General features: G+C 58.1%; 20 protein-coding genes and 3 pseudogenes. 11 read left to right on the top strand and 12 right to left on the bottom strand.

Features of this window, described 5'->3' with window-relative positions:
* Positions 1 to 91: 91 nt before the first annotated feature.
* Positions 92 to 843, bottom strand: a pseudogene (locus tag AKG12_RS29810) (IS5 family transposase).
* Positions 844 to 1225: 382 nt separating this feature from the next.
* Here AKG12_RS29810 and AKG12_RS26445 point away from each other — a divergent pair.
* Positions 1226 to 1507 (top strand): hypothetical protein, encoded by a 282-nt coding sequence (locus AKG12_RS26445; RefSeq protein ID WP_245423628.1) that lies wholly within the window; start codon positions 1226 to 1228, stop codon positions 1505 to 1507.
* A 457-nt stretch (positions 1508 to 1964) separates the two neighbouring features.
* Here the strand turns inward: AKG12_RS26445 and AKG12_RS31140 are convergent, their stop codons facing one another.
* Complete coding sequence (locus AKG12_RS31140) at positions 1965 to 2444, bottom strand: hypothetical protein (protein WP_245423627.1); 480 nt, start codon at positions 2442 to 2444, stop codon at positions 1965 to 1967.
* A 109-nt stretch (positions 2445 to 2553) separates the two neighbouring features.
* On the bottom strand, positions 2554 to 3117 hold the full coding sequence (locus tag AKG12_RS26435; RefSeq protein ID WP_137330493.1) for an MreC domain-containing protein: 564 nt from the start codon (positions 3115 to 3117) through the stop codon (positions 2554 to 2556).
* A gap of 592 nt (positions 3118 to 3709) precedes the next feature.
* On the opposite strand from AKG12_RS26435, the pseudogene dinB reads away from it, so the two are divergent.
* Positions 3710 to 4686: pseudogene (dinB, locus tag AKG12_RS26430) on the top strand (DNA polymerase IV).
* 1188 nt (positions 4687 to 5874) lie between these two features.
* On the opposite strand, the gene AKG12_RS26425 reads toward dinB, so the two are convergent.
* Positions 5875 to 7359: a hypothetical protein gene (locus AKG12_RS26425; RefSeq protein WP_137088037.1), complete on the bottom strand. Its 1485-nt coding sequence runs from the start codon at positions 7357 to 7359 to the stop codon at positions 5875 to 5877.
* Positions 7360 to 8126: 767 nt separating this feature from the next.
* Between AKG12_RS26425 and AKG12_RS29805 the strand changes: the two are divergent.
* Positions 8127 to 8886, top strand: a pseudogene (locus AKG12_RS29805) (integrase core domain-containing protein).
* Between the two features lie 27 nt (positions 8887 to 8913).
* Here the strand turns inward: AKG12_RS29805 and repC are convergent.
* The 6 genes from repC to AKG12_RS26395 all read right to left on the bottom strand — a co-directional run bounded on the left by repC (position 8914) and on the right by AKG12_RS26395 (position 16170).
* The gene (repC, locus tag AKG12_RS26420) at positions 8914 to 10125 is read right to left on the bottom strand and encodes a plasmid replication protein RepC (RefSeq protein WP_046802259.1); all 1212 of its coding nucleotides are present in this window, start codon (positions 10123 to 10125) and stop codon (positions 8914 to 8916) included.
* A 152-nt stretch (positions 10126 to 10277) separates the two neighbouring features.
* Entirely contained in the window at positions 10278 to 11243 is a 966-nt protein-coding gene (gene repB, locus AKG12_RS26415; protein WP_046802260.1) for a plasmid partitioning protein RepB, read from the bottom strand.
* Positions 11240 to 12454, bottom strand: coding sequence for a plasmid partitioning protein RepA (gene repA, locus AKG12_RS26410; protein WP_046802261.1), 1215 nt, complete (start codon positions 12452 to 12454; stop codon positions 11240 to 11242). The genes repB and repA overlap by 4 nt, the downstream gene beginning before the upstream one ends.
* Before the next feature lie 394 nt (positions 12455 to 12848).
* On the bottom strand, positions 12849 to 14201 hold the full coding sequence (locus tag AKG12_RS26405; protein ID WP_046802262.1) for a HipA domain-containing protein: 1353 nt from the start codon (positions 14199 to 14201) through the stop codon (positions 12849 to 12851).
* A complete protein-coding gene (locus tag AKG12_RS31135) occupies positions 14202 to 14813 on the bottom strand; it encodes a helix-turn-helix domain-containing protein (protein ID WP_082129065.1) in 612 nt (203 codons plus the stop codon).
* Between the two features lie 202 nt (positions 14814 to 15015).
* Positions 15016 to 16170 (bottom strand): tyrosine-type recombinase/integrase, encoded by a 1155-nt coding sequence (locus tag AKG12_RS26395; RefSeq protein ID WP_082129066.1) that lies wholly within the window; start codon positions 16168 to 16170, stop codon positions 15016 to 15018.
* A 110-nt stretch (positions 16171 to 16280) separates the two neighbouring features.
* Between AKG12_RS26395 and AKG12_RS26390 the strand changes: the two genes are divergently transcribed.
* The 6 genes from AKG12_RS26390 (at position 16281) to scpB (ending at position 21921) form a co-directional block, all read left to right on the top strand.
* Positions 16281 to 17879, top strand: a complete 1599-nt coding sequence (locus AKG12_RS26390) for a TnsB C-terminal domain-containing protein (protein WP_052821123.1) — start codon at positions 16281 to 16283, stop codon at positions 17877 to 17879.
* Positions 17876 to 18754 carry a TniB family NTP-binding protein gene (locus AKG12_RS26385; protein WP_052760293.1) on the top strand — a complete coding sequence of 293 codons (879 nt, stop codon included), beginning with the start codon at positions 17876 to 17878 and terminating at the stop codon, positions 18752 to 18754. Before AKG12_RS26390 ends, AKG12_RS26385 begins: the two co-directional genes overlap by 4 nt.
* A 3-nt stretch (positions 18755 to 18757) precedes the next feature.
* Positions 18758 to 19705, top strand: coding sequence for a TniQ family protein (locus AKG12_RS26380; RefSeq protein ID WP_082129090.1), 948 nt, complete (start codon positions 18758 to 18760; stop codon positions 19703 to 19705).
* A 220-nt stretch (positions 19706 to 19925) separates the two neighbouring features.
* On the top strand, positions 19926 to 20129 hold the full coding sequence (locus AKG12_RS26375; RefSeq protein WP_052821122.1) for a hypothetical protein: 204 nt from the start codon (positions 19926 to 19928) through the stop codon (positions 20127 to 20129).
* A 98-nt stretch (positions 20130 to 20227) separates the two neighbouring features.
* Complete coding sequence (locus AKG12_RS26370; RefSeq protein ID WP_052821127.1) at positions 20228 to 21181, top strand: DUF1403 family protein; 954 nt, start codon at positions 20228 to 20230, stop codon at positions 21179 to 21181.
* A gap of 2 nt (positions 21182 to 21183) precedes the next feature.
* Positions 21184 to 21921 (top strand): SMC-Scp complex subunit ScpB, encoded by a 738-nt coding sequence (scpB, locus tag AKG12_RS26365; protein ID WP_082179057.1) that lies wholly within the window; start codon positions 21184 to 21186, stop codon positions 21919 to 21921.
* On the opposite strand, the gene AKG12_RS30450 is transcribed toward scpB, so the two are convergent.
* Together AKG12_RS30450 and AKG12_RS26360 are read right to left on the bottom strand one after the other, a co-directional pair.
* The gene (locus AKG12_RS30450) at positions 21918 to 22250 is read right to left on the bottom strand and encodes an HIT family protein (RefSeq protein WP_137088098.1); all 333 of its coding nucleotides are present in this window, start codon (positions 22248 to 22250) and stop codon (positions 21918 to 21920) included. The two genes, scpB and AKG12_RS30450, sit on opposite strands and share 4 nt — an antisense overlap.
* Before the next feature lie 294 nt (positions 22251 to 22544).
* A complete protein-coding gene (locus AKG12_RS26360) occupies positions 22545 to 22973 on the bottom strand; it encodes a MerR family transcriptional regulator (protein ID WP_052821120.1) in 429 nt (142 codons plus the stop codon).
* Positions 22974 to 23291: 318 nt separating this feature from the next.
* Here AKG12_RS26360 and AKG12_RS26355 point away from each other — a divergent pair, with 318 nt between their 5' ends.
* On the top strand, positions 23292 to 24539 hold the full coding sequence (locus AKG12_RS26355) for a cytochrome P450 (protein ID WP_225341561.1): 1248 nt from the start codon (positions 23292 to 23294) through the stop codon (positions 24537 to 24539).
* The gene (locus AKG12_RS26350) at positions 24514 to 25074 is read left to right on the top strand and encodes an MAPEG family protein (protein WP_052821118.1); all 561 of its coding nucleotides are present in this window, start codon (positions 24514 to 24516) and stop codon (positions 25072 to 25074) included. Before AKG12_RS26355 ends, AKG12_RS26350 begins: the two co-directional genes overlap by 26 nt.
* Positions 25075 to 25127 lie beyond the last annotated feature (53 nt).

Raw genomic sequence — 25127 nt, 5'->3', positions numbered from 1 at the left:
CACTGTTCGAGCAGCAAGAATGCGCAAACTACTTCAAATCATGCGGATATGACCCCGAGTAAAATGGATGCGCTCTAGGGTCTGTGGGGATTCATCGTGAGTTAATGACTGCAGCAACGAGGTAGATCATGGCCTCAAAGCTCTGGTCTGTTTTGCATGCGCGCATGGCGATGCGTTTGAAGTCTTTGAGTTTACAGAAGAAGTTCTCGATGAGATGCCGCCACTTGTACATCTCTTCGTCGATAGTCAGCGGGCTGAGGCGTTTTGGCCGTTGCGAGATGACGACCTTGGCACCGCGCTGGTTGAGTTCTTCGACGATCCAGTTAGCGTCAAAGGCTTTATCCCCGAGCAAGGCTTCGAACTCGATGCCGTTGATCAGCGGCGCAACGCCGATGGTGTCGTAGCGGTTTCCCGGCAAAAGGACGAAGCGAACGAGATTGCCCAAGGCATCGGTCATTGCCAGAATCTTGGTCGTCATGCCGCCTTTAGAGCGGCCGATGGCCTGGCTCTGAGTCCCCCTTTTGCGCCCTGGCCGTGCCGGTGAACCTTGACGATGGTGGCATCGACCATGGCGTATTCCATGTCTGGCTCATCCGACAGGGAATCAAAAATCCCCTTGAAAACGTCGGCCTCACGCCAATCGCGGAACCGGCGGAACGCGGTGCTCCAGTTGCCGAAAACGGCAGGCAGGTCGCGCCATGGACTACCCGTCCGCGCAACCCACAATACCGCTTCCAGAAATAGCCGGTTGTTTCGCCCGCTTCGTCCCGGATCGGTCGGCTTGCCCAAACAGTGGGGTTCTATCTTCGCCCATTGGGCGTCCGTCAGCACAAAACGTTCCATCAAGAGTGTGAATCACATCTCTGGCAATTTGGGAATCCTAAATCCCCACAGACCCTAGTGTACCTGATGCTCAAAGAGTGTCGCGATGAGCGCGCACGAGCGGAAAAATATCAGGACAAATTCAACGGGATCGCATATCTTCCGCTACGAAGCGGTACGCGCCGCTTCGGGGCGTCGAAACCCCTCATACCCGGTTGGTGCCACCCGTAAGGCATCAGACTCCTTGACCTTTGCGGTCGGGGGACCTGTGGCGTATGCAATAGGTTCTCCGGGACTAAAGGCCATGGGGCCGTGGTATGCGGTTTCGAATCCGCCGATCACCGGGGGTCAATGAGCATCGGACGGCGGGGGCGTACCGCCGCGGTTGCTTTAGGAGAAACCGTTGGCACAGGACACTGTCTTTACTTTCTACACGTACTCAAATGCGGGTACTCCAGCCGAGGAGCGTTGGAAGCCAACAGGCATACCAGATATTTTCTTCGATAGTCGTGAGGAGGCTCAGTGCGCCGTGCTAGAGATGCGTGACGATATAACAGCCGATCCGGAAATCGAGTGGCCGGTCATGATAGTGGAAAAGGTGCTAACGGTTCCTATCAGCCAGAAAAGTATTCTTGCCCTGCTGAACGACGGGAAGTGCATTTATCCAAAGTTACGAAGTTGTTGAAAGCATTGGCCCCAAATGATGTGAAAAAGCATGAATGAACGCGTCCAAACAGACACCGATCTTTTGCTATTGGCATACGTCGCTACCTGTTCGATTTTCCCTTTCAATATTCTAGATTCTGTCCGCTGCGACATTTCAACGGTACCTTCACTCTTGAGGCGCTGAACGCATATCGGTACCTCCGACTCCGTTTTTTACTTCCGTCTCCAATTTCTGAATCTACCGGATGATCGTCGCGTCGGTGCCCATCCTCCTGCACGCCATCACCGTACGCGCAATGCAGTTGAACGGGCTTGTGTCCTCCAACCCAGCACGCAGTCTGGGGAGCATTGTCCGCGCACCTGGTTTGGTGATCTCACCTCGCAATCATGGGAAAAGCGCCGAGCGCCCGGATCGTTATCTGAGGTGACGCGACCGTACGGTCACCGGTTGGCCCCGCATGACCGCAGGGCGCGAGTTAGCATTTGAAACGCTCCAGCATGGTTTTGAGTTGAGAGTTCTGCAGCCGAAGTTTGCCGATAAGCTCGCTACGCAAGAGCTTTATCTCGTCATCGAGGGTGATCGCCAGAGGGATTACGGTGACAGCGTTCGCAAGCTGGCGTCGGGCGACTGATTCATCGGTCTTGTTCTTGCCTCGCCTTCGCTCTGCAGCGACAACATCGTCGTGAAACGACACGGAAGGAGCAGCAAAATCCGTAGCCTGTGCCGCCCAGGGTCCCACCGCGAGGTCGACTGCGGCGACCGCTTTCGCCGCCTCCCCCGCGATCAGCCCAGCTTGCGGCAGATCACTCACGGCCGCCCCGTCGTCAGAGACCGCATTGGCACCGAGCAGACTTGCGTCGTCCTGTTGCTCATCGTCGGGAGCCTGCAGGCGCTGTTGCGGCTCTTGGCGCCGTCTTGACGTAAAACGGGCGACGAAATTCCATAAGGATGCCATTGTCATTAACCTCGTGTTCTACCCGCATACACAAAGCGAGCGCGAACCGGGCGGTCGCCGTGACCTCGCCGAGATGACCGTCACGGCTGGCAGAGGATGCCTTCGCCCGTCAAGCGAGATTGAGCCGCTTTCGCAGATCCGCATTTTCGGCCCTCAGCTTTTCGGAAAGCTGCCTGCGCAGGCTGCGGTTTTCGTCTTCGAGCCGCAGGAGCTCCGCCATGTCGTCGATCGCGTCCACCGGGGCGGTCGGTGAAGCAACAGAGGTATTGCTCTCGCTCTTGATAAGCTTGCTCCTTGGAGTTCTTGCAGCCACGATCGTTCCGGCTTTGCGACCGCGCTTGCCCCAGCCCTCTGTCGCATCGGTGCGGCCCGATACGGCCGCCCTTTGCGACTGATCTGCGTCCGCCTTCTTTGTTCGCGGCTTGCGCTGTTTGACCGGCGCAGCAATCGTCACGACGGGCTCCTGCGTATTGGTTTCCGTCGCGGTTTCTATTTCGTCGGGCATATGGATCTCCTCTATCGCCGATGCATTGTTCTGCTGCGGCAGCGCCGGTGTCAACATCGGCTCTATCGATCTGTCCTGCCCGATAGGCTCGTCCACCCGGGAGGCGTCACTATGCTCACGGGCTGAGGAAAATGCCGCTTCGTTTGCCTGCCGAGCCACTGACTTCAAATCGAGGTCTCCCCATATCGAATCCGGTTTGCGCTCCGACCTACGCCGTGCGTTCTTGTACTCGACGGTGAAGCTGCGGTTGATTTTCTTCACAGGATGATGCCTCGATGTCTATCGCTGCTGTACCAGCTATCCATAGGTGATCGCAAGACCGCACGGCGGGCGGGCGTTTACTGGGAAGGCGCGCGCTCCCGTGTTTTTAGCCATTCAAGACTGCGCGACCGGCCCGATGGGATCGGCGCGCGTCAGGTGCCCGATGCGCTTTCGGCCAGATTGATCTGAACCGGAAAACTCCCAATGTTTGGGTGCGGTTCAAAATCCAAACGATGTCCTGCATAGTGAAACGAGAGGGGCGCCCCCTCCCCTACCCTCCATTGGGCAAATGAGCTGTGATCGGTGATGAGATCGACCGAAGCTAATCTTACCTCGTCACTCGGCATCCAACGGCGCCACCCGCGGAAACAGAGATCGGCATGACGCTTGGATATTCTCGCAGCCGCCGCTATGCTCTCTTTTTGTTTCGCTCATCCATGAGAGCACGCCCAAGCGCACGAGGACCGCCTCGCCGATCCGCAAAATCATCTATGTGGATATGGTAGCCTTCTATGCGTCCGTTGAGCAGCGCGATCATCCGTTGCGGTGCGGGCGGCCGCTCCCCGTTGGCGGTTCCGCCGCACGGGGCGTGGTTGCCACGACCAGCAACGAAGCACGTAAATTCGGTATTCATTCTGTGATGGCCTCGATAACTCCCAAGCGAAAATGCCCCGACCTGATTTTTGTGCCCCCACGTTTTGATGTCTACAAATCCGTCTCCAGGCAATTCCACAAGATCTTTGCCGAATACATGCCTCTGATCGAACCGCTCTCTCTCGACGAGACCTATCTCGATGTCACTGAAAACTTGAAGGGGATGAACAGTGCTGCCGACATCGCATTGGAGATCCGGGCCAAGATCAACGCGATGACTGGTTTGAATGCATCAGCCGGCAATTCCTACAACAAACTCCTCAAGCGACTTGAATGAGCCAAATGGCCAGGCTGTCAGTGCCCCAAAACAGGGGCCCGGTTTAATCGAGGGCCTCCCTGACAAGAAGTTCAATGGTGTTCGTCCGGCGACGGGAGAACGCATGAAGAGCCAAGGAATTGATTCGGGAAGTCGGGGCCGAACTTAAACGGCATTGCCCGGGGCATCGACCAACGGCAAGTTCGCCCCGATAGGATTCGGAAATCTGTTGGTGCCGAAAATACGTTCATCGAGGACATAGACGACCTCGGTCTTGCGTCGGCTGAACTGAGGGCCCTCGCCGGAAAAGGTTTGGAGCCATTGCGAGGCAAACCACATTAGCGGCAAGACTGTCATCGTAAATATCAAATATTCGGACTTCACGCAGGCAACTCGCAGTCGCACGGTCGCCCTCCCCATCTTGACGGTAGACGAATTACTCGACGCTTCTTGCGACTGTCCACCCATTCAGGAGACCTTCCCGGCATCTCGAAGTTTCTCTCGCATCGCTGACTGGCGCACGTTCTGGGGAGGTGGACCAATCGCTCCTCGATCTGGACTTGTGAACAGAAGACAGACGAGCGGTCAGCAAGGATTGAGCCATCAGAGTTTTGTGCGTTCGTGTCATTGATTTCGAGACGGGCGGTAACGGATCGACCGATTGCGAGATTGGATGGTAAGACGCGATCTCTCAGCACCGCTTGAATTGGCGCGTCAATGAGGAACGCCGAACCCTCTCTGGAAAGATATTGCACCTGGCGTTCCACGCCCACCCGAAGGCGTCCGATCTGGCAGGCCATCGCGCATTGGATCTGCAGTTGGAATTGCGCTCTCCGAGTATGACCGAACTCCCGAGGTTCTCCAATCAGATGCTTCTGATACCAACGAATGCCGGATGGCCTTGACATGGGTCTGCCAGCCCATCGGGCAATGCCCGATACTATGTCACCGCCGCCACTTGAGTGACCTTTGAACTCCGCGTCGCTTAAGCAACTTCTGGCATGGAGCAGGGGACCATTGTTTCTACCACGCGTGCCGTCGGGCCCCGACAGCGGCAAAAGTTGGAACAGACCCGACGAGAAGCTGCTGGCGGGACCCTTCAGGTTCGAGATGCCGGCGTCCGGTTTAGTGTAACAACACAGCGCACAAGACGCAGTCACCGCCGGCCAAGAAGATCGAGCCGGAGCAGGGCCGCTGATAAGAGCTCCAATTTCTAAGTGCCGCGCGTTGCGGGCACAAAGCGGCATCAAGGCGGCGTATGAGCGGGGAGGGCGTTCAACTGGCGAGGCCTGGTTGATCAAAGCGCCTAGCTCGATGGTTCTAGCCAGCTGTGCCGACGCAATCGGTCCTCCATTGTGACCCGCGCCGAAAAACCTATACAAACCCGTAAGTTATGATTGTTGACCGCGGTCAACGACAATCTTTACCAGGCAAGCCTGCCATCGGAGTTCGCGCCAGATCGGCTTTGTATGACGTTGTAGCTACGGACTGCGTCCGCTGTACCAGGGGTCTGATTTGAACTATCCGATCAAAAGAAAAAGAGACCGAAGGCACAGAGCGAAAACATCGGCACAAAAAAACAATTGATATCAATTAGTTATTGCTGATGACCGCGGTCAACATATCTTCCGCCTCCCCGAACTTATGATATCCGCCACGACCTGGTCTCATGGGCAGGCGCGTGCTCTCAATGCGCCCTGACTGAGGGGCAGCGCGAAACGGCGCAGCATTTCCAGGACAATTCCCCCACTCAACTAGACCCAAAGTGTGGTCAGCTCCTGCATCTTGGCCAAGCTGACTTCGTCATAACAACATTGCAGGGGCGTTCGTCGGTCGGGAAGACCGTCATTTCCTCTTTGGATGAACCTGAGCCCCTTAATGCCAAATTTCTTCTCCACCCAAATTCGAAGCTCTTCCTGGATCACAGGGATACGATTCTTGTTCACAAGCCGCTGCTCCAGCTCCTCAAGAGAAATCCGCAGGCCGCTGTCCGATGCCATCGCAAACTCGAGCGGCGAAAGCCCTTTTCTGGATGCTCTCGTCCCAAGCCATATCGCCGCGATCTCCGTGTCAAATTTCTGTAAAGCTCTCGCACGAAGCTTTTCACCTCGAAGGAGGCCCTTCCCCCTTTCGACGATCTCGGCCCGCGCCGCGTGAGCTGCCATTGCTTCGCTCATCGGAAGACCGAGTGATTCGGAAAGATCGGGCGTGTCCGAATTGAGCGCCTCCTCAATAGTGGCAAGTTGCTGGTTCAACCGCTCCCACCGGTAATTTCCGGTGGCGATAATATCGAGGGGAGTTGAGCGACCCTCCAGGGCGCGCGTCCACCACGCCTCCATGCCGCTTTCAAACTCGTCCCTGTCTGCCGGACAAAGCTTTGCCGCGATCCGCTGAAGACTTGCTTCCAACTTCTCGCGGCGCTTCGCTACGTATTCGCTTCTGGTCGGGCGGGCAGGGACGGGTCCGAACGGGAGCGCTTGCTGGCTGGGAAGTTCCACGAGCAGGCGCCAAATTCCGCCGGGTAGACACACGACAGCTCCGCGCTTTTCAAGGATAGACAAGAAGGTGAACACGCACGCCTCCACCCCGAACGCCGGAAGCCCCGCTTCAGCCGATTCTGACGATGAACAGTCAACACCAGCCAGTTCGGCGTGAAGATGTTCGGCACCTTTGAGCCTCGTGACAATGCGGCTCAACGGAAGGCCGAGACCATTCAGACATTCCAGAAGAACGAAGGCGCGCCAATCATCTGCTGACGTTCGAAAATATCCCTCGAATGATGGGTGTGTGTCGATCAGCCACTGCCAGACGGATGCTTTTTTCGCGGCAAGGGAAGGGGCAGGCACTTTCCGGACTTTGGCCAACCGATCGTAGAGCTCAGCCAGCGCCTTGGATTTCTCCAATGTCAGCTGGCCGCGCGCCCGCACAGCATCAAGGTGGTAGAGAGAGTGAAGTCGATTTTCGAGCCTTTCGTTGTAGATCCAATGTCGAGGGGCTTGGAGCCGGACGTGATTTTCAACGGCTTCAGCGGAAAAATTGCCAGGGACGCAATCCAGCTCAAGGTCGATCTCGAAAGCCTCGATTCTCTGACGCCGGATCAAACCTGCCTTCGCAGCTGGAACCGTATGCGTAACGGCAATCTCCATAAGAAGAGGTTTGCCCGAGGCGGAGAAGATGACGTCAGGCTGGTATCCATCAAATCGCTGCTCGGTTCTGACATCCGTCAATTCGACCTCCATGGGACCGACCACCCGGTGTCCGTCCTGCGATATGGCTGGAAGCTGGACGCGGCCGCCACGGAGAAACAAGTCCCTGGCGAACGTGTGCAAGGCAGTCATCTGGCCGGTTGTTCCGCATCCTTTGGTGCCGCTTCCCACTGCTGTCCGGTGCGCAAAATGCGGTGTCATGTGATTCGTGCGAGCAATAAGGGGCAAGTCACATTCGGGGCAGGTACAGTGGCAATTGTTGCCATTCGCAGCCCGGGAGATATGCAAAAACTCGCCACTCGAATGCTTGCCAAATGCGAGCGTTGGGCCTGGCATGATTTTGATCCTCTTCCTTTAAACCACGTCACGCACATAAGGCAGAAATCAAAACCCCTCCTAAACCCCTCCCGTCGAATTTTAACGACAGTGTCGAACAGGGAAATCACCAACACAGGCGTTGGTGATTTCCCTGGCAATTGCGCCGTTGATGCGACGCGAGAATCGATGTCGGCATTCAATCGCAGAGCGCTACCAAAAGAGGCGATGACCGCCTTGAGATCTTGGTGAAACAGGATCTCTCAGATTTTTAATCAGACCCCAGCGCAAACAGGATCCTGGGTCACGTCGATAGTGTACGTCGGAAGACGGTCTTAGCCGGGATGGACCCCCAAATTATGAGCAAACTGAGTGCCACTCACAGATTGGATGTTTGCTAAGTGTAAGCTCTCAGGAGGTTGTCCATTCGGACTGGACCGGGGAGACTGGAGTTACCAAGCTTCAGTATCCATCGGAGGGTCTGAATGAACATCCATAAGAATGCCCGTCTGACGCCTTTGCGTCGAGAGGAGATGGCGTTGTCGGTGATTGCGGGTCGTCTTTCCCAAGTCCAGGCAGCACGGCTCTTTGGTGTATCGGCGAAGATCGTGGCGCGCTGGGTCGAGCGCTTCAAGGCCCATGGGCGCGCAGGCATGACCGATCCGGTGGTTGCCGCGCGTGTGGTTGCTTTGGGCCGTCAGCGCTGGACCGGCCAGCACATCGCGCTCGAGGTCGGCGTCTCGCCGGCCACCGTCAGCCGGGTGCTCAGGAGTGCCGGGCTGTCGCGCCTGAAGGATATCGCGCCGACCGCGTCGGACACCGCAGCACGGGCGATCCATAAAAGGGCAAGTCGCGTGGCGCCGGCTGGCCCACGTCGCCTTCCTCGGCGCCGCAATCGCCTACTATGCCAGCCTCGGCGTCACCGTCACCCGCGTTATGACCGACAACGGCTCATGCTACCGATCGAAAGCGTTTGGAAAGGCTTGCCGCAAGCTCGGCCTCAGGCATGTCAGAACAAAGCCCTACACGCCCAGGACCATTGGAAAGGCGGAGCGCTTCATCCAGACGGCGCTGCGCGAATGGGCCTACGCTGTCGCCTATCCAACCTCGGAGCGCCGCGCTGCAGAACTGCCAATCTGGCCCCACCGCTACAATTGGCATCGCCCTCACAGCAGCCTAAAGTCCAAAACCCCAATCAGCCGTCTCGGCCTAACCGCGGATAACCTGTTGAGGCTCCACAGCTAAAACAAGCCTCAGGGAAGACGCGTCGCCTTATCCGGCTTTCAGTTGCCCGCCAGCGTTCGACTTCAAAAGCGCCATGATCATCGGACCGAGCGAGAATTCCGACTGCTCGGTGCGTCGTGTAAGGTCGCGCAGATAGCCGCCGGCAGAATTGATCACATTCGACCGTTCGAAGATGCAGGCCATTGCCACCGCTGCATTTTCGGGTCCCATGATTTCACAGGCCTCCTGATAGGCCGAGGGGCTCACGCCGAGCATCGAGCGGATCACCACGGCCGCAGACATGAGATCGCGCCAGTTCCCGATGGCTCCGCCCGGGCCATAATCGGAGATTTGCGGGCAAGCCCTCAGCACAACGGAGAGGGGGAAGACCTTTAGCGGCTCGCTCGGCTTTGCTGGCTTGCTCAACTTTTCGCCCTGCTCTTTTTCAGAGCGAGGTTCAAATACAGTAGTGGAGTTGGAGTTTGAATTCTGTATGTGGCGCTCATTTTGAGCATCATTGGTGCTATTATTTTCTGCTTTTCCGTTTGTTTCCAAGCGATTGAGGATTTCTTCCTTCAGCATTTCCATGCTTTCAAGTACTTTCCTCACCTCAACGAGTGTTGGCGTCCTCGGGAGGTTGCCGATCAGTCCGACGTAGACCTCCTCGATCGCCTGCCAATCACCATCAGCGCCCTCCTCGATGGCAGCCGTTAGGAGCTTGCGGGTGTCTCGTCGGCAAATTGTGAGCTTCTCTTTGGCTTTCCTGAACTCTGCACGCGTCGCGATCACCTGCTGCGCCAGAAGCGCGAGTTCTTCCGCACGGGCGAGCAAAGGAGAGAGATCGAAGCCAAACGCGCTTTCAACATCCCCGTCAGCACCCTTGCGCGCAAAGCGTTTGCCGTTGGCGCTATCCTTGCGGATGATCAGACCGGCATCAACCAGCGCACCCAAATGGCGCCGTAAGGTCGATCCAGGCATGCTGTGCGCTCGCAGTGACAGTTGCATGTTCGACGGGAAAACCACCAACTGCGCATCCCCTCGCAGTTCTTTTTCGGGGAAGAAGCTCAACAGCGCGTCGAGGACAGACAGGCTATTCGACTGCAGCCCCAGCAGTTCCATCGCTGCAGACGCATCGCGGAAGACCCTCCACTTGTCAGCAGATTTGCTTGTCGGTATTTCGCCGGCCGCCTGTTGCCGCCTGACAAGGGCAAGCGTTGCCGGCCGCCGCCCAAAAGGCGTCGTCACACTTTCCGTACGCATCGTTCTTCACCTTCTAACAGGCAAAAGAAATTCGTTCGCCGAAACGGCGCCTAGACTCTTGACGATGAATCCCGGAAATGCGATTCTACTGATGCTTAGACAGATAGGGGCTTCCGAGACGGCGACGTTTTGGGGGCTCTTTTCTTTTGCGGTTATGCTTCCTCTTTTCCAGTGGACTTCGCACGGCGTTCTTCGAAAAGAGCAACCGCGTCATTGAGCAGGAAGGCCGCGAACTCCCCCGCTTCCTTCCTGTCGAGTGTAATTTCGATTTTTGACTTGCTCTGTTTGACGTGGCCCAGTCGCTGACCGGACGACGTCGAGAGAACTTCAGGCAAACCACGAACAACACGGCGGGGCTTTAAGGCGCTAAGAAGCGCCTTAAAGCGATCCTGCGAAGTCATGCTCTGCAACTCGTCCGATCGCGCCAGTTCCAGACGATTCTTGTTTTCGTCCTTATGGATCAAATCCGCCAACTCTTGCCAGCTTCGCCGTCCAACGCCGGGGGCAGGTCCGATAGCATCGATCAGATCGGCGGGAATAGCTTCAACTACGGAAAGCATTCGCGACAACTCGGCCTTGTCGACAGACATCGCCGATGTGATCACTTCGCGGGCAAAACGCTCCTTCAGTCGCTGAGCGAACCGTGCCTTCTCTATGTAGGTGAGGTCCTCGCGTTCGTTGTTTTCTTGCCCTTGGGCGATCACCAGTTCCTCGTCCGTCAAGGCACGGATAACCGCCTTTACCTGCAAGCCGAGTTGTTGGAGCGCGCGCAGACGACGATGACCGAAGGCGACCTGATAATGTCCCGGTTTCTCAGGATGGGGACGTGCCAGGATTGGCACCTGCTGACCCTGCTCGCGAATCGACGAAAGCAGACCATCGATATCGCCAGGCATCCGGTCACGAACGAAAGAGGGCTCGACGAGAGCGGTGTCCAAGTCGATGACAGACTGACCCTCACCAAGCCGCCGCTCGATGTCGTCGGCGCGTGCCTGCCGGGCTTTCTCTTCTCGCATTGTGCTGGCGACTTGCCCGACAAGCTTGTTGTCGGATGTGGCAACCTTTCCGGGCATGTCGGCATCGACCTGGATTAAGTTCAGGAGGTTCTTTCTGCTCATGTCGCTCGTCCCCAAGCTCTCTTGATCAGGGTTTCAATCTCGTCATTGACGCTGTTCATCGACTCAATGGCTCGGTCATAGGTGCTGCGTGTGAACTGGCCGCGTTCGACTTCATAAAGAGTTTGATTCGTAAGCCCCGCATCTGACACGGCGGTCGACTTCAGCATCGGGAAATTCAGCACATGGGCGCCGAAAATAGAACGAAGATAGCCGACCATCTGATTTTGAGGTCCGTCGGACGGCTCAAACCGAGTGATGAGGTAACGCAGCCAGGCAAAATCAACATTGCCGCCGGCGGCGGCGACTTCTCGCAGCAGATCAGCGACCATTGCGAGAAACTGATTCATCGACATGACATCCAGCATTTGCGGATGGACCGTCACGAGAACCGATGTCGCCGCGGTGAGGGCGGAGAGCGTGAGGTAGCCCAACTGAGGAGGGCAATCGATGATGACGACATCGTAGTTATCACTAACATCATCGATTGCACCGCTGAGACGTTGAAAGAACATCACATCGCCCGGCTGCCGCGTCATCAGCGCGCGAGGGGTGTCATGTTCGAACTCCATCAGTTCGAGGTTTCCGGGGACAAGGTCCAGTCCCGGAATGTAGGTTCTCCGGATGATGTCTTTCACCGGCCGACGCCCGTCGTCATACCGTATTGCGCCGTACATCGTGTCGTTCGGGTGCACATCGATTTCGGGCTGATGCCCGAACAAGGCTGACATACTTGCCTGCGGATCAAGATCGATAGCGAGTACGCGATAGCCCTTTAACGCCAGGTATTGGGCGAGGTGAACGGACGTGGTCGTTTTGCCCGAACCACCCTTGAAGTTCATGACGGAAATAACCTGCAGTTCTTCGTCGTCGCGGCGGTGAGGCAAATATCTACGGTCTGCTCTGCCGACCTTGTCGAGATGCCGGCGGATCTTGTCGATATCAACGACGGAATAGGAGCGTCGACCGCCAGGTGTCGTGCTTACCTCTAGATTGTCTATGTCGTTAGAGACCTGACGAAGATAGACTTCCTTCACACCCACGAGTTTCGCAGCTTCTGACGGTTGGAAATGGCGTATTCCCTTTTGCGCCGTCGGCGGGAACGTGCTCACATGATGCGCTTGTAACTGAACAGCAAGAGCCGACGAATGCCGGTCTATAAGGCTTACGAGTGTTTCTCGTGATGATGCCTGCGCGTCAGCTTTGGTTTTCATGCCTAACCCAAAATTCAGTAACAGCGGTTCAACGCGGCAAAACCCTTTTTCAACCGCTGTTGCAATAAGCCTCGATTCTGGCCATTGGGCAAGCTCTTTAAGGTTAACAAACCCTTACCGAAAAACGGAAGCCAAGGGCCTGGCCCCAAAACATACTGGAAATGCAATGGGCTAGCGACTTCCTGTCGAAGGACCTCGTTCGCGCGGTTAGGGAAAATAAGAGTCGAAAACATCCATTAGGGGGTCTAAATTCACGTGCTCGCGATCAATTACGCGAGCCAGACGAATAGAATCGCTCGTTGCTTTTCCCGATTTGAGCAACGGGGGGCAGCTTTCGCGGCGCTTATCGGTTCGACTATGAACCTGATCTTTCGACCCACCTCTCTGGATACGCTTAACTCAACAGCCATCCACCGGCTCGTCCGATGTACGCGTCACGGTCTTTCGCTGGACCGGGGACTTCGATATCCAGTGCACCTAGAAGTGTGCGCATGTTGGATGCAATGAGATCGGCGAGCGGCTTTTGCCCACCCCTACCAAGTCGGTCCAAATGTCCGGCAAGCTTGGCGGCAATCTCTGTGGCGTATCTTTTCGAAAGGCGCTGGCGCGCCGCGGCGCTCGAAATGCCAACAGTCTGGAGGAAGAGATCAAAGTCTTCTCCACTTATCTCGTCCAGGGTCGTGGCATCACCAATTCGGTAAGCGAGTTCATCTGTGAGTGTATCGTCGAGGCGCGTAGGGAGAATGTCGTAACGGGGTGAAGTACGGATCCTCACACCTGGCTCATGGAGAAGCGCGAAGTTCTTTGCGTGGGCATCCACATTGCCGACGAACAAGTCAAAAAGTGTCGCTTGAATGAAGAGTTCTCTTTCTACGGCGGGATCAACTGTTGCATCGAGTATTCGCCGGACCGCATCAACGTCGAAACGCCGGCCGGGAACTCCTCGGCGTTCGTATTTGAGCGCCGACGGCAGGCCAAGGGCCTGCGCGAAATCCTCCTGATGAATTCGCACGATGCGGCCGTCTCTGTCGCGAGCACGATCGAACCGCGTGACCAGAAGGACGTTGACGCCAGCGATTGGGAGGAGCGAGACATCAGCGGTCGAAAACCCTACCTCCTGAGAAAGTCGCATTACCTCATGTTCGAGAGTCCCGTCGTGGATATGGTCCTGGTCAGGAACTTTCAGGATATGCGTCGTCGGCGCGCCAGTACCTGGTATCGGCTCGGCCAGAGAGCCGTCCGGCAGGAGAGTAAGAGCGATTTTGCTCTGCATGCCTGCAAGAGGGGAGGGGTCATCCGTACCCGGAGGCAGCCGCCGTCGCTTGTGGAGCGAGTCAACGATCGCGATCAGTCGGTCGTCGTCGATGCGCTGGTAGTCTTTCTGATAATCGCCGGGCACCTTGGTCGGAGGTGAGCCAGAGGGTAGAACCGAGATGGCACCTGCGCAATCCTTGCCGAGATGAAACAGCAAGCTCGCAATATCGTCACGAGCGATGCCCTCGCGAGCCATAATGTCGGAAAGCGCGCCATCCCGCTCTTGGAGCAGGTTGTCAAAGAAGGGACGGGTCACGGCCTCCTCGAACGGCTCTGGTGTCAAGGGCAGGGACAGCGACAAAGTTATGGCACCAGGTTGCGAGACATAAGATTCGCTATAGGCGAATGCCAGACCGCCGCGTTGATCTCGCACGAGAACTCCCACCGGGTCGGGGGATGTGTCAAGGCGGACATCGAGAGCTAGCACTTCCATTTACAGTGACCGGTCGCGCGCGATAAAGGAAATGCCGGCCGCTCGAGCGACCTGGAGAACTTTTGCAAATTCCAGCGTCGGCTTGCCGTTTTCGAGTTCAGAGATAAACCTGCGTCCCACGCCTGCCAGATCTGCGAATTCCTGCTGCGACTGTTTTCGGCGCTCTCGTAGGCGACGGACCATGCGTCCCAAATCTGCGATGCTGTCGATTTGAAAATCCGCTTGTACAAAAGTCTCTGGACTTGCTTTTGGCATAGCGACCGGGGAAGGCGCAGGCGGGAGAGCTGAAAAATCCGGCAATTGCTTGGGCAAGGACGCCTTTATCGAGGTGGAGATATCAGGAAGGTTTAGATCAATCTTCGGCAACCCTTCCGTCAGCTTGGCCGCCAGATCCGAATGCTGCATCAATCGCCTAGCAATGTCAGAGGCAGACTCGATCGACTTCATAAGATCAGAGTTTACAGTTAATGTCTTGCCGAGATCACGTAAAGTTTTCGCAGGCGCTTCGATCGAAGCCAGAGTCCGAGCCAGATCAATTGCCGGACTAGTTTGTTTGACCAACTTCTGGATGTCGACTAGCGAATCGAGCGGTTTCTTTGGCAATGTCATCATCCTTTGCTCCCGATCGGGAACATATCAATATTAGAGGATCGTTTCAAGCTCTCCTGCACCCTTACGGGAGCAGGGCAGGTGTGATGATCCTGTACAGGATCACCGGGACGACGCCCCCCCTACATTTAGGTCCGCTCGTTACCGTTCGGGAGCAGCGTGCGCCCAGATATTGAGGTGCCGTAACAGGACAGAGGAGGGTGTCTTAAAGACCCGACGCTTTGGTCAGATTCACACGGAACCGATCGCGTCGGCGTTGATATCGCCGGGTCATCTCTGCAGATGCATGACCAAGTTGTTTCTGGACGTACCGCTCATCAACTTCGGCGGACGAGGCCAAGCCAGCACGAAGGGAATGACCGGAGAACTTGAAGGCGCGCTCGATCTCGCTCAGATCGCCCCGGACGCCGGCGGCCATGGCCGTCCGTTTCACAAGCCGAGCGACCTCCTTGTCGTTCAGCCGCTCCGACCCAACAGCTTTCCCTTGCCCGGTCACGCGGCGAAAAAGGGGGCCATGAGCGAGCTTCGCGAACTTCATCCAGGTCTCAATAGCAGCGACGGGGCATGTGGCGTCGGAGGAACCTCGGCCGATTTCCACCTCCCGCCATCCGGTTTTACCGCGCAGGGTAATCAGCATGCCCTTGTCAAGGATCTGGATCCAACCGCGACCGTCTTCCGTCTGGTCCGCCTTGAGGTCGAGGCCAACGACTTCAGATCTGCGCAAGCCGCCGGCATAGCCGATCAGCAGCATGGCGCGGTCACGCATGCCGCGCAGGGTGCCGCGCTCGAGCGTCTCGATCATTGCGATAATGTCTTCCGCCATGACCGCTTCCTTCTGCACCGGGGGGCGGGCGTGGCTGTTGCGGATGCCGGCCATGACGGTGGCGATATGCCTATCCTTGCGATCAAGCGTCAGCCCGCGTTGAGCGTAGTTCCATGAAAGGGAGGAGAGGCGCCGCTCGATCGTCGATACGGAATTCGGCTTGGTGCCGCGCTCGGCCGTGCCGGAAGCGCAGGCGGTGATGTAGAGGCCGACAGTCTGCGGATGCGGCGGAAGGGGGGTAAGACCCGACCGACGGCACCAGGCCCCAAAATGCTTCCAGTCGGAGGCATAGGCTTTTCGCGTATTGGCGGAACTGGCCGCCTCCACGTAGCCCCGGGCACGATCGGCAAGAGTGGCGAGGTGAGCTGATGTCTGGTCCTCGCCGACAAGAGGGGGGAGGGGGCTTCCGTCCGACACCTCCGGCGTGGAAACATCACGCTCCGGCGCCGTGCTGAGAGACGCCGCTGAGTTCTCCTCGACGTGATTTTCGGTGTCAGTTGACCGTTTTTCGCGAGACTGGAGTTCATTTGTTTCCAAAGGATTGGCCGATTCAGATTTCGTGAGACCGTTTCGGTTTCGTTGAGACTGAACTGTCACGCGATTCAGATATGGTGAGATTACCTCGATATGCCAGGCGCGTGAAGGCTATGCGACGTGATCAGCTCAACGAAGTCGAATGGCAGAAAGTGCTGCGGCATGCGGAGGTTCTGCGGCGTCTACCGCAGCGTCCCACGGCCGGGGATGTCGCCGATGCGATGGCAGAGCTTGCAGTCAGCCGTGCGACCCTGTTCCGCTGGCTGAAGCGATTCAGGACTGAGGAGCGTGCCGCGGCGCTCATTCACCGGAAGTCGGGGCGGCGCGGGGGCATCGATGCCTTTGAACCGGCTCTGAAGGCAATTGTTGATCGCAACGTTACGACATTCTATGCCATGCCGGAACGGCCGACGTTAACTCGGCTACGAAAGCACATCGTTGCCGACTGCCGCGCAGAACAGTTGCCGCCACCGTCGATCAGACGCCTGAAGGGCTATCTTGCGACCCTGGATGTGGAAGCCATGACGCGCCGCCGCGAGGGAAAAGCGCGGGCTGATGCGCAGTTCCTGGCGTTACCCGGCGAGTTTTCAGCCCAGCGTCCGTTGCAGGTGGTCCAGATCGATCACACGAAGGTCGACGTAACGGTAGTCGATCCAATTGAACGGCAGCCGATTGGCCGGCCAATTCTGAGCATTGCCATCGATGTTTGCACGCGAATGGTGCTGGGGTTATATCTTTCCTTAGAGGCGCCGTCGGTGACATCTGTGGCACTTTGCCTGACGCACGCGATCATCGATAAGGCCCGGTGGCTGGAGGATCGCGGGATAGCCCTAGAGTGGCCCACAAGCGGCTTGCCAGAACGCATTCATGTCGACAACGGCGCCGAATTCCATGCGCGCGCGTTCAAGCGGGGCTGCGACGACCATAACATCATCGTCTCCTACCGACCGCCAGGAACGCCCCGGTTTGGCGGACATATCGAACGCCTGATCGGCACGATGATGGGCGCGGTACATCTGCTTCCCGGCACGCATTTCTCCAATGTGCTTGAGCGGGGCGATTACGATCCCGAGGCGCGGGCGGTGATGACAATGCGGGAGCTTGAGGCCTGGCTGGCGTTGGAGATCATCGCCTACCATTCCGACCTGCATCGCGGCATTGGCCGACCGCCAGTCGCGGCCTGGAATGAAGCCATATCCGACTATCCTCGGCGGCAGGTCCTTGACCCGCTCGCTTTCCTGATCGACTTCCTGCCGTTTGAAGCACGTGTGCTGCGGCGAACCGGTATCCACCTCAACAACATCTGCTACTGGTCTGACGGCTTTGCACCTTGGATCGGCCGGTGCGAGGACAAGGTTCTGGTCAAATATGACCCGCGGGATCTCCATCGGGTCTTCGTCAAGCTGGGCGACAACTATCTGATGGTGCCAACGCGTAATCCTGGACGCCCCGCCATCACGCTGTGGGAGCAGAAGGCAGCGATCCGCGTGCAGCGAGCCCGCGGCCGCCACGAGATCGATGAAGAGACGATTTTCCAGACTATCGCTGCGCAACGTGCACTTGTCGATCAGGCGATCCGGGAAACCACCCAAACACGCAGATGGCGTGCGCGGCGTGCTCATCTGCAGGAAAGGCCCGCAATCTCGCCAACCGTGCCAATGGACGAACCGGTGATTGCCTTACCGCATTTTCCGGTGGAGGTGTGGGAATGACGGCCTGTTCGCACCTTGATCCCGCTGTACAGGCCCATGCCGGCATGCCGGATCGAGAGCGCATCGAGCATATGAGGGTAGACCGGTGGATCGATTATCCGCGTGCCCGACAGGCGCTCGACAAACTTGAGGAACTTCTTTTGTTCCCCAAGCGTGCCCGCATGCCGAACCTGCTGATCTTCGGGGCGTCTGGCATGGGCAAGACAATGATCATTGAGAAGTTCGTCCGCGCGCATCCTCCGAGCTTCGATGAAAGCAGTGGCATCCACCATCGGCCCATCATTGCCGTGCAGATGGTGGCCTCGCCGGACGAGGGTCGCTTCTATCATCGCCTGCTTTCGGTGATCGGCGCCCCGCCGCCGACACGATCCACGATCGGACAGCTTGAAACGCAGGCGCTTCGACTGCTGCAGGAAACCGCGCCGCGCATGCTGGTTATCGACGAGGTCCAGAACCTGATTGCCGGCACCTATCGCGAGCAGCGCCGCATGCTCAATCTGCTGCGCTTCCTCGGCAACGAGTTGCGCATTCCGCTCATCTGCCTCGGCTCTCACGAAGCACGGGATGCGATCCGGGGAGACGCCCATCTCAACAGCCGCTTCGAACCTTATGGCTTGCCACCTTGGCGGCACGACGCCGACTTTCATGGATTGGTAGGAGGCCTTCTGCGGTCGTTGCCACTGCGCTTACCGTCCGAGCTTACGGACAGCGCGCTCAAACGTCTGGCCGAGGTTAATAGCGGCGTCACGGCATCGATATTCCGAATGGTGATTGACCTTGCCGTGCAGGCCGTCCTCACCGGAACCGAGCGGATTACGCCAGCCGCGATCCTCGATCACCGCGTCGCCGTGCCGCCGCCCTTCGTTACGGCCTGAGCCATGAGAGGGGAGGGGAGAACGCCGCTTCCGATCGTACCACCGCCCTTGCCGGAGGAGCGGTTGAGCTCCTGGCTGGAGCGGGTCGCCGACGTCTATCTTGTTTCGTTGGATGAGCTGCAAGCGCATGTCGGCTGGGCACGACCTGCGCTGGAGCTGGAGAGGGAACCCGCGCTTAGTGATGTGGAGTGCATCGCCGCAGCAACAAGCAGCTCGGTAGAACGACTATTCGCGATGACCTTCCATGGTTTGCCATCGCGCTATCGCAATCTCCTCAGGTGGAAAGCAGGGGAGATTTGCCCCGCGTGCTCGCAGGGCATGCAACGACCGCCACGGCTCAAAGCCTGGTCATTTGCATTTTCCTTCTGGTGCGAGCGACATCGTCAACCCCTGTTCAGCCGCGACACCCGCGGGGTCAGTGCCCTCGGCGATTATTGGGCAGCGCGCAGGGGAGGGGCAATACTCAATCGATGGGGAATGGGAAAGGGTGCCGACGGAGTGCCAGTTGAGCCGGCTTTGTCGCTGCTGCTATCGCCGATCCGCAAAGCGGCGCCTCCGGCTCCGTGGGAATTGGCCAGATTGTCGTTGCCGCAACAGCACGAGCCCTCCCTCCAATCGAAACGCTTCCGACGCCCTGCGCTGACAATCGTGGTGCCGGAATTCGTTGTCGCAGTGCCGATCTATGATCAGCAACTGCCTCCGGACATCGCTCAGCTCTCGTCTGCACCATTTGCGGAACGGTATGCGCTTGCCATCGGTGTCGCCCGCTTGCTGAACGATCCGGCGGATATGATCGCCCGCATCGACAAGGCCGCCGATGAGCATTGTCGAAAGAAGATAAAGCGGAACTGCGCGACTGTCGGTTCCCTGGCCATTGGCCAACGCAAGGAACGGCCGGACCGTTCAAAAGATAAGAGGGCGAAATTTTTCGACCCCCACAGTTGGCCGTAGAGCGACTTTTAAGGGTGAGGATGACCACAGAGATGGAAAAATGCCGAAACGCGCCCTGAGTCATTTATGGCCGAAAGCGAGCCGGCCGCATTTTCCCACCGTCGAGGCGTGGCGAGAGGGCGCCAAAAAGGAAGAGGGGCCGCTCTGTTTGGCTGTTTTGATCTGCCCCGGCACGGAATTGCTGAGACTACCACACCTGAGACGGAAATCGTGAGACTACGTGGCAAACCCTTCCGGCCAGTGCATCGAAGAAGGGAACAAGATCAACGGCCTATTGAAGGAGAGGGCGTCTGCAGAAAATGCCGCCTCCAGGAAACCACAGCGGAATCTCATCAATTCCGGCGTCACGACACTCCTGAGCATGATTTTCGCCGTTCTCGTCTATGATTTGGGCCATTTCCTTTATAAAGAGCATAATGAATGATAATGCAAGATTATCGTTCGTCTTTATCCAACGACAGGCCGTGCGGTTTTATGGGAAAAGTCTGGTCTAAACCGCACGCGTTCTCTATGATCGTCCGCATGGATTCGTTTCTGACCGCACCGGCAATTACGCCGACCTGGCCGCCCCGCCTGCCGGACTGGACCCTGTCGCGCCGACAGGATACCGGCGAGGCGGACGCGGCATTCGCCGCCGGTATCGCCCTGAAAACGCTAGACGATCTGGTCCGCGCTGAGCCGCCGTGGCTCGGCTGCTGGCGCTCCCGCCAGGCGCTGAGATGCGCCGCAGTCGCCGCACGGATGAGCGGCCGCAACGAGGCCGAACACGCGTTGCGTGACGCGCTTTTGCTCACCGCTTCCGGCGATGATCCGGGACCGGGCGGAAAGCTGTTTTCGGCCTACAAAAGACTGGCCGCCCATAAGGACGCCATCTCGACAAAACTGGTCAAGGAATTTGCCGATCTGCTGGGGCTGCCTTGGGACGACCGCCTGGCCGCGGTGGTCGATCATGCCGACGCCGCGCTGCAGTCCGGGCGCCCGCCGCCGTTCGCTGCAACCGAACTCGTCGCGGCGATTGTTGCCGCCCGTCCGGATGCCGAGGCTCTCGCCTGGGGACTGGGCGATTGGCTGATCGCCGCGAGGCTGAGATGGCAGCATCCTGTGCCGCTGCTGCTGACTGAGCGCTATGGACCGGCCTTTACGACGCTTGGCGGTCGGGGCCGGGTGCGGCCGGCAGACGCGGCATTCGGCCGAGCAGTCTGCCTGGCGCTTCTCGACGGCGCGGACGCTGCCTTGCGATCGGCAGCCGAGATCGCCCGCCGCGCCGACCGGCTGCTGGCGGTGGCGCCGAAGCTGCGAACCAAGGGGGCCGGGTCCATGATCCGCAAACTGCTGAATGAGGACGCTGTGCCGGCCTCGGCGCCCGGCAGCGATCTCTCCCGCTGGGCCAGCACAAGGCTGTTCGAACGGCTGGAGGGGTTTGGCGCCGTGCGCGAACTCTCCGGCCGCGCGTCGTTCCGGATCTTTGGGTTGTGACGATGGCCGGAGCGACCGCAACGAAACCCACCCGCAGCAAAGGACGAACGTCGCAAACAAGTGCGGGAGGCGAAACGCCGGGACACGATGCGTCCTTTGATCGGGAGTTGGAGGACCTGCCGCCGGAGCTCCGCTGGCGGGAATGGATGCTACGGGTCGAGGCGGTGATCTTTGCCTCGGCCGAGCCGGTCAGCCGCGATATTCTGGCGCGGGTGGTTGGCAAGGACTGCAGTATCGATCTGCTCATTGATGATCTGCGCGAGGAACTCAGTTCCCGGCCTTATGAGCTGGTGTCGGTCGCCGGCGGTTGGCAGCACCGCACCCGCAAACGCTTTGCCGATTCCATCCAGAGCGTTGCGGGCAGCCAGGATCAACCGCGGCCGCTATCGCAATCCGATCTGCTGGCGCTGGCGATCGTCGCCTATCATCAGCCGATCACCCGCGGCGCGATCACCAAGATCACCGGCAAGGAAGTCAGCCGCGATACGATCGCCCATCTGCGGGCATTGGACTTGGTCTCCTCCGGCCCCCGCAGTCCTCAGCCTGGCGCGCCGTACACGCTGGTGACCACCAAAACGTTCTTGTCGCAGTTCGGGCTTGAGAGCTTGCGCGACCTGCCGGAGTTCGAGGCGCTCGAGGATGCCGGGCTGCTCAGCAGGGAGAGCCTGCTCGATGATGAGATTCCGGTGGCCTTGGATGAGCAGGATGAACCAGTCGACCAGGAAGCCGACAACAGCTAAGAACAACTAGGCTCGCGAAGCTGGCCATCTCGACGATGACAATAGTCGGTGTCGCCGTAAAAACTCGCGGATTCTGCGACCAACCCTTGGATTTTTTCGTAGCGGCATACGACATGCTCATGTGCATGGGAGATATGCTGGCTGCCCGTCGCCTCGACATTCCATCCGATCGTGACCCCTTCTGGCTGGAATTGATCGAGCTGGCGCTTCGCTTCCGCCAGCATCTCACCGAGGTCGGCCCACTCGGCCGAATTGAACTCCAACGGCGTCTCGAGGTGCCGGAAGGGAATTCGTAAAACACCAACGGCATCGTAGTGATCGTTGTCCACTCGATTTCGGAGATCGTCTGCGACGCCCTACTCGAGCTGAAGGAACATGCGTCGGCAAGCTGAAGCGCCAGTCCCGCAGGCAAATGACGCCAAGGAAAACCCGAATGAGTAACCCTCCGATACCGAAAGACCTGCCCGCAGCGCTGGCACGCGTCCCCCGACGGGCTGCGCTGTCTTCTTGTTTTGTGCGCCGTCCTCGGAGGGGCCGTCTGGTGGCTACCTCAGCAGTTGGAATTTCCGGCAGAGATGGGCGAGCGGTTGGCCACGCTGGTGCTGCACTGCCGCCTGCGACCGTTATCGAGGGCAACTACCAAGGGAATCCGGAGGAGCGGCAGCGTCTGCGAGCACTTCGATGATTCGGCAACTCCCGACCTTGCCGTTGTCGCATTCGCTGATCATACGCATGAGCTCGGCTCGAAGTTCAAGCAGACGATCAATCCGGCTTTCGACGGCAGCGAGTTGGTCGGAGGCTATTTGGCTTACTCGCTCGCAGGGCGCCTCCGGTACCCCCTGAAGGGCGAGCATCGTCTTGATCGCCGCAATGTCAAAACCAAGCTCGCGCGCATGGCGGATGAACGTCAATCGCCGAACGTCGTCCGTATCATAGAGGCGTCGTCCGCTTTCAGTCCGCGGCGGCGAGGGTATCAAGTTGATCCGCTCATAGTAGCGAATTGTCTCGATATTAACGCTTGTGCGCCGGGATATGGCTCCGATAGTAAACATCTGGGTCTCATTCTGTAGCCGCTACAGTTTCCAGTTATAGCAACCGCCGGCCTGACTACAAGAAAAGCCCGATGGCTAGATGTCAGGCGCCAAATTTCGTTGTCCGGCGGCAGCGCTTTGCTGGCAGATCAGCGCCTAGGCGGCATGGTCATGGAACGGGCTGAAAGAGCCAACGGAACAGTAAAAGGAGGGCGAACCTTAGACAGTTGTTCCCTGTTTCATGTACCTCGCAGATTTGTAAATCGCCGTGGTAGGGCGAACGTTCAATCAGAGTTTAAAGAGGGCGAACCAGTGCCTCCAATTCCGCGCGAGAAGACCTTGGATTCGACGCTCGCCCTGATCCGCGATCCATATCGATACATCTCCAACAGATGTCAGCACCACGGATCGGATCTATTTGAGGCGCGGCTTCTGCTGCGCAAGACCATCTGCATGACAGGTCCGGAAGCTGCTCGGCTGTTCTACGATTCGAGCCGTTTCTCCCGCCGCGACGCCATGCCTAAGGCAATTCAGAAGACATTGCTTGGTGTGGGTGGCGTGCAGGGGCTCGACGATGACGCCCATCGCCATCGCAAACAGATGTTCATGTCACTGATGACACCGGCGCGCATCGAGGAGCTCGTGCAACTGACGACAGCGGAGTTGCGGCTAAGGGTGCGCACGTGGGAGTCACTGGACCAAGTGGTACTCTACCCCGAGCTTCAAATGATTCTGATGCGCGCGACCTGTGCCTGGGCCGGCGTACCGCTGGCCGATACAGAGGTGGACGCACGAACCAGGGAAATCACGGCGCTGTTTGACCATGCGGGTTCGGTCGGATTTAGACATTTATGGTCGCGGAGCGCTCGAAAGCGGGCCGACCGCTGGCTGGCGCAATTTGTCGAACAGATCCGAAGTGGTGGCGTCGCTCCGTCAGACGATTCGGCCGCCCATATCATCGCCTGGCACCGGGATGTGAATGGGGAGCTGCTGGCTCCGCACGTCGCTGCCGTCGAGCTGCTTAATGTGATCAGGCCGACAGTTGCGGTCTCTGTCTACATAGTCTTTGTCGCCCATGCATTGCACGCCCATCCTCAGCTCCACGAGAAGCTCCAGTCCAACGATGACGGCTATGCCGAGCGCTTTGTCCAGGAGGTTCGACGATATTATCCGTTCTTCCCGGCGGTCGCCGCCAGAACGCGCCAACGCTTCGAATGGAACGGATACCCTTTTTCAGAGGGCCAGCGGGTGCTGCTAGATCTATATGGTACGAATCAGGACCGGCGAACGTGGAAGGATCCGGAGGAGTTTGAGCCAGAGCGATTCTCCCAATGGGGCGCGAGCCCGTTCAATTTCGTCCCTCAGGGGGGAGGAAGCCACCACGCTGATCATCGCTGTCCCGGTGAATGGATCGCGCTCGAGCTGATGAAGCTGGCCACTGAGTTTTTCACCCGGCGCGTGACCTATGAGGTTCCTGAACAGGACTTGAGCATCGACTGGTCACGGCTGCCCGCACTGCCGCGAAGCCGGTTTGTGATCAGGAATATCAGGGAGAACCAACGTGCCGAAGCGCGACGCCGACGTTGAGTTGAAACAGGAGCAGCGTAGAATTTATCGAGGTTCCGCGGCGGCTTTTGTGACATGCGGCGTCGTGCTCGGCGCCTCCCATGTCTTTTTGCCGCGCTTTATACAATTTCCCGGCGACGATCTTCAATCAAAGCTGACCTTCTGGGCCAGTGCCAACCTGTTCATAGTGATCTGGATCATGATCGGCATTGGCATGGTCTCGCGTGGGAGACGGCATTCGGCCCAAGATATTCGCGGATCAGCCTATTCCACTCCGAGCCCGAAAATTGCTGTGCCGGTCGCCTTCCTTCAGAACACGTTGGAGCAGGCAATCGTCACGATGTTCACTCAGCTCGCCCTGCTCCTTGTATTGGGAACCATCGCGATGCCCTTGATCACGGGGTCCGTTGTTCTTTTCGCTCTCGGGCGGGTGACGTTCCTGGCCGGGTATCCGAAGGGAGCGGGAGCGCGCTCGTTCGGTATGGCGGTCACAGCTCTTCCGAGTCTGGCGGCGTTTCTGTCGGCCGCCGGTGTGGTGATAGCGCGTGCTTTTTAAATGCTGGAGCCATTTCGAGACCATCGAGTCAAGCCGATGAAGATTTGCTCTTG

The organism is Agrobacterium sp. SUL3, from assembly GCF_001263295.1.
Classification (GTDB): Bacteria; Pseudomonadota; Alphaproteobacteria; order Rhizobiales; family Rhizobiaceae; genus Agrobacterium; species Agrobacterium tomkonis.
Note: the sequence above shows the minus strand (reverse complement) of the source record. Positions and strands in the feature narration are given on the sequence as shown.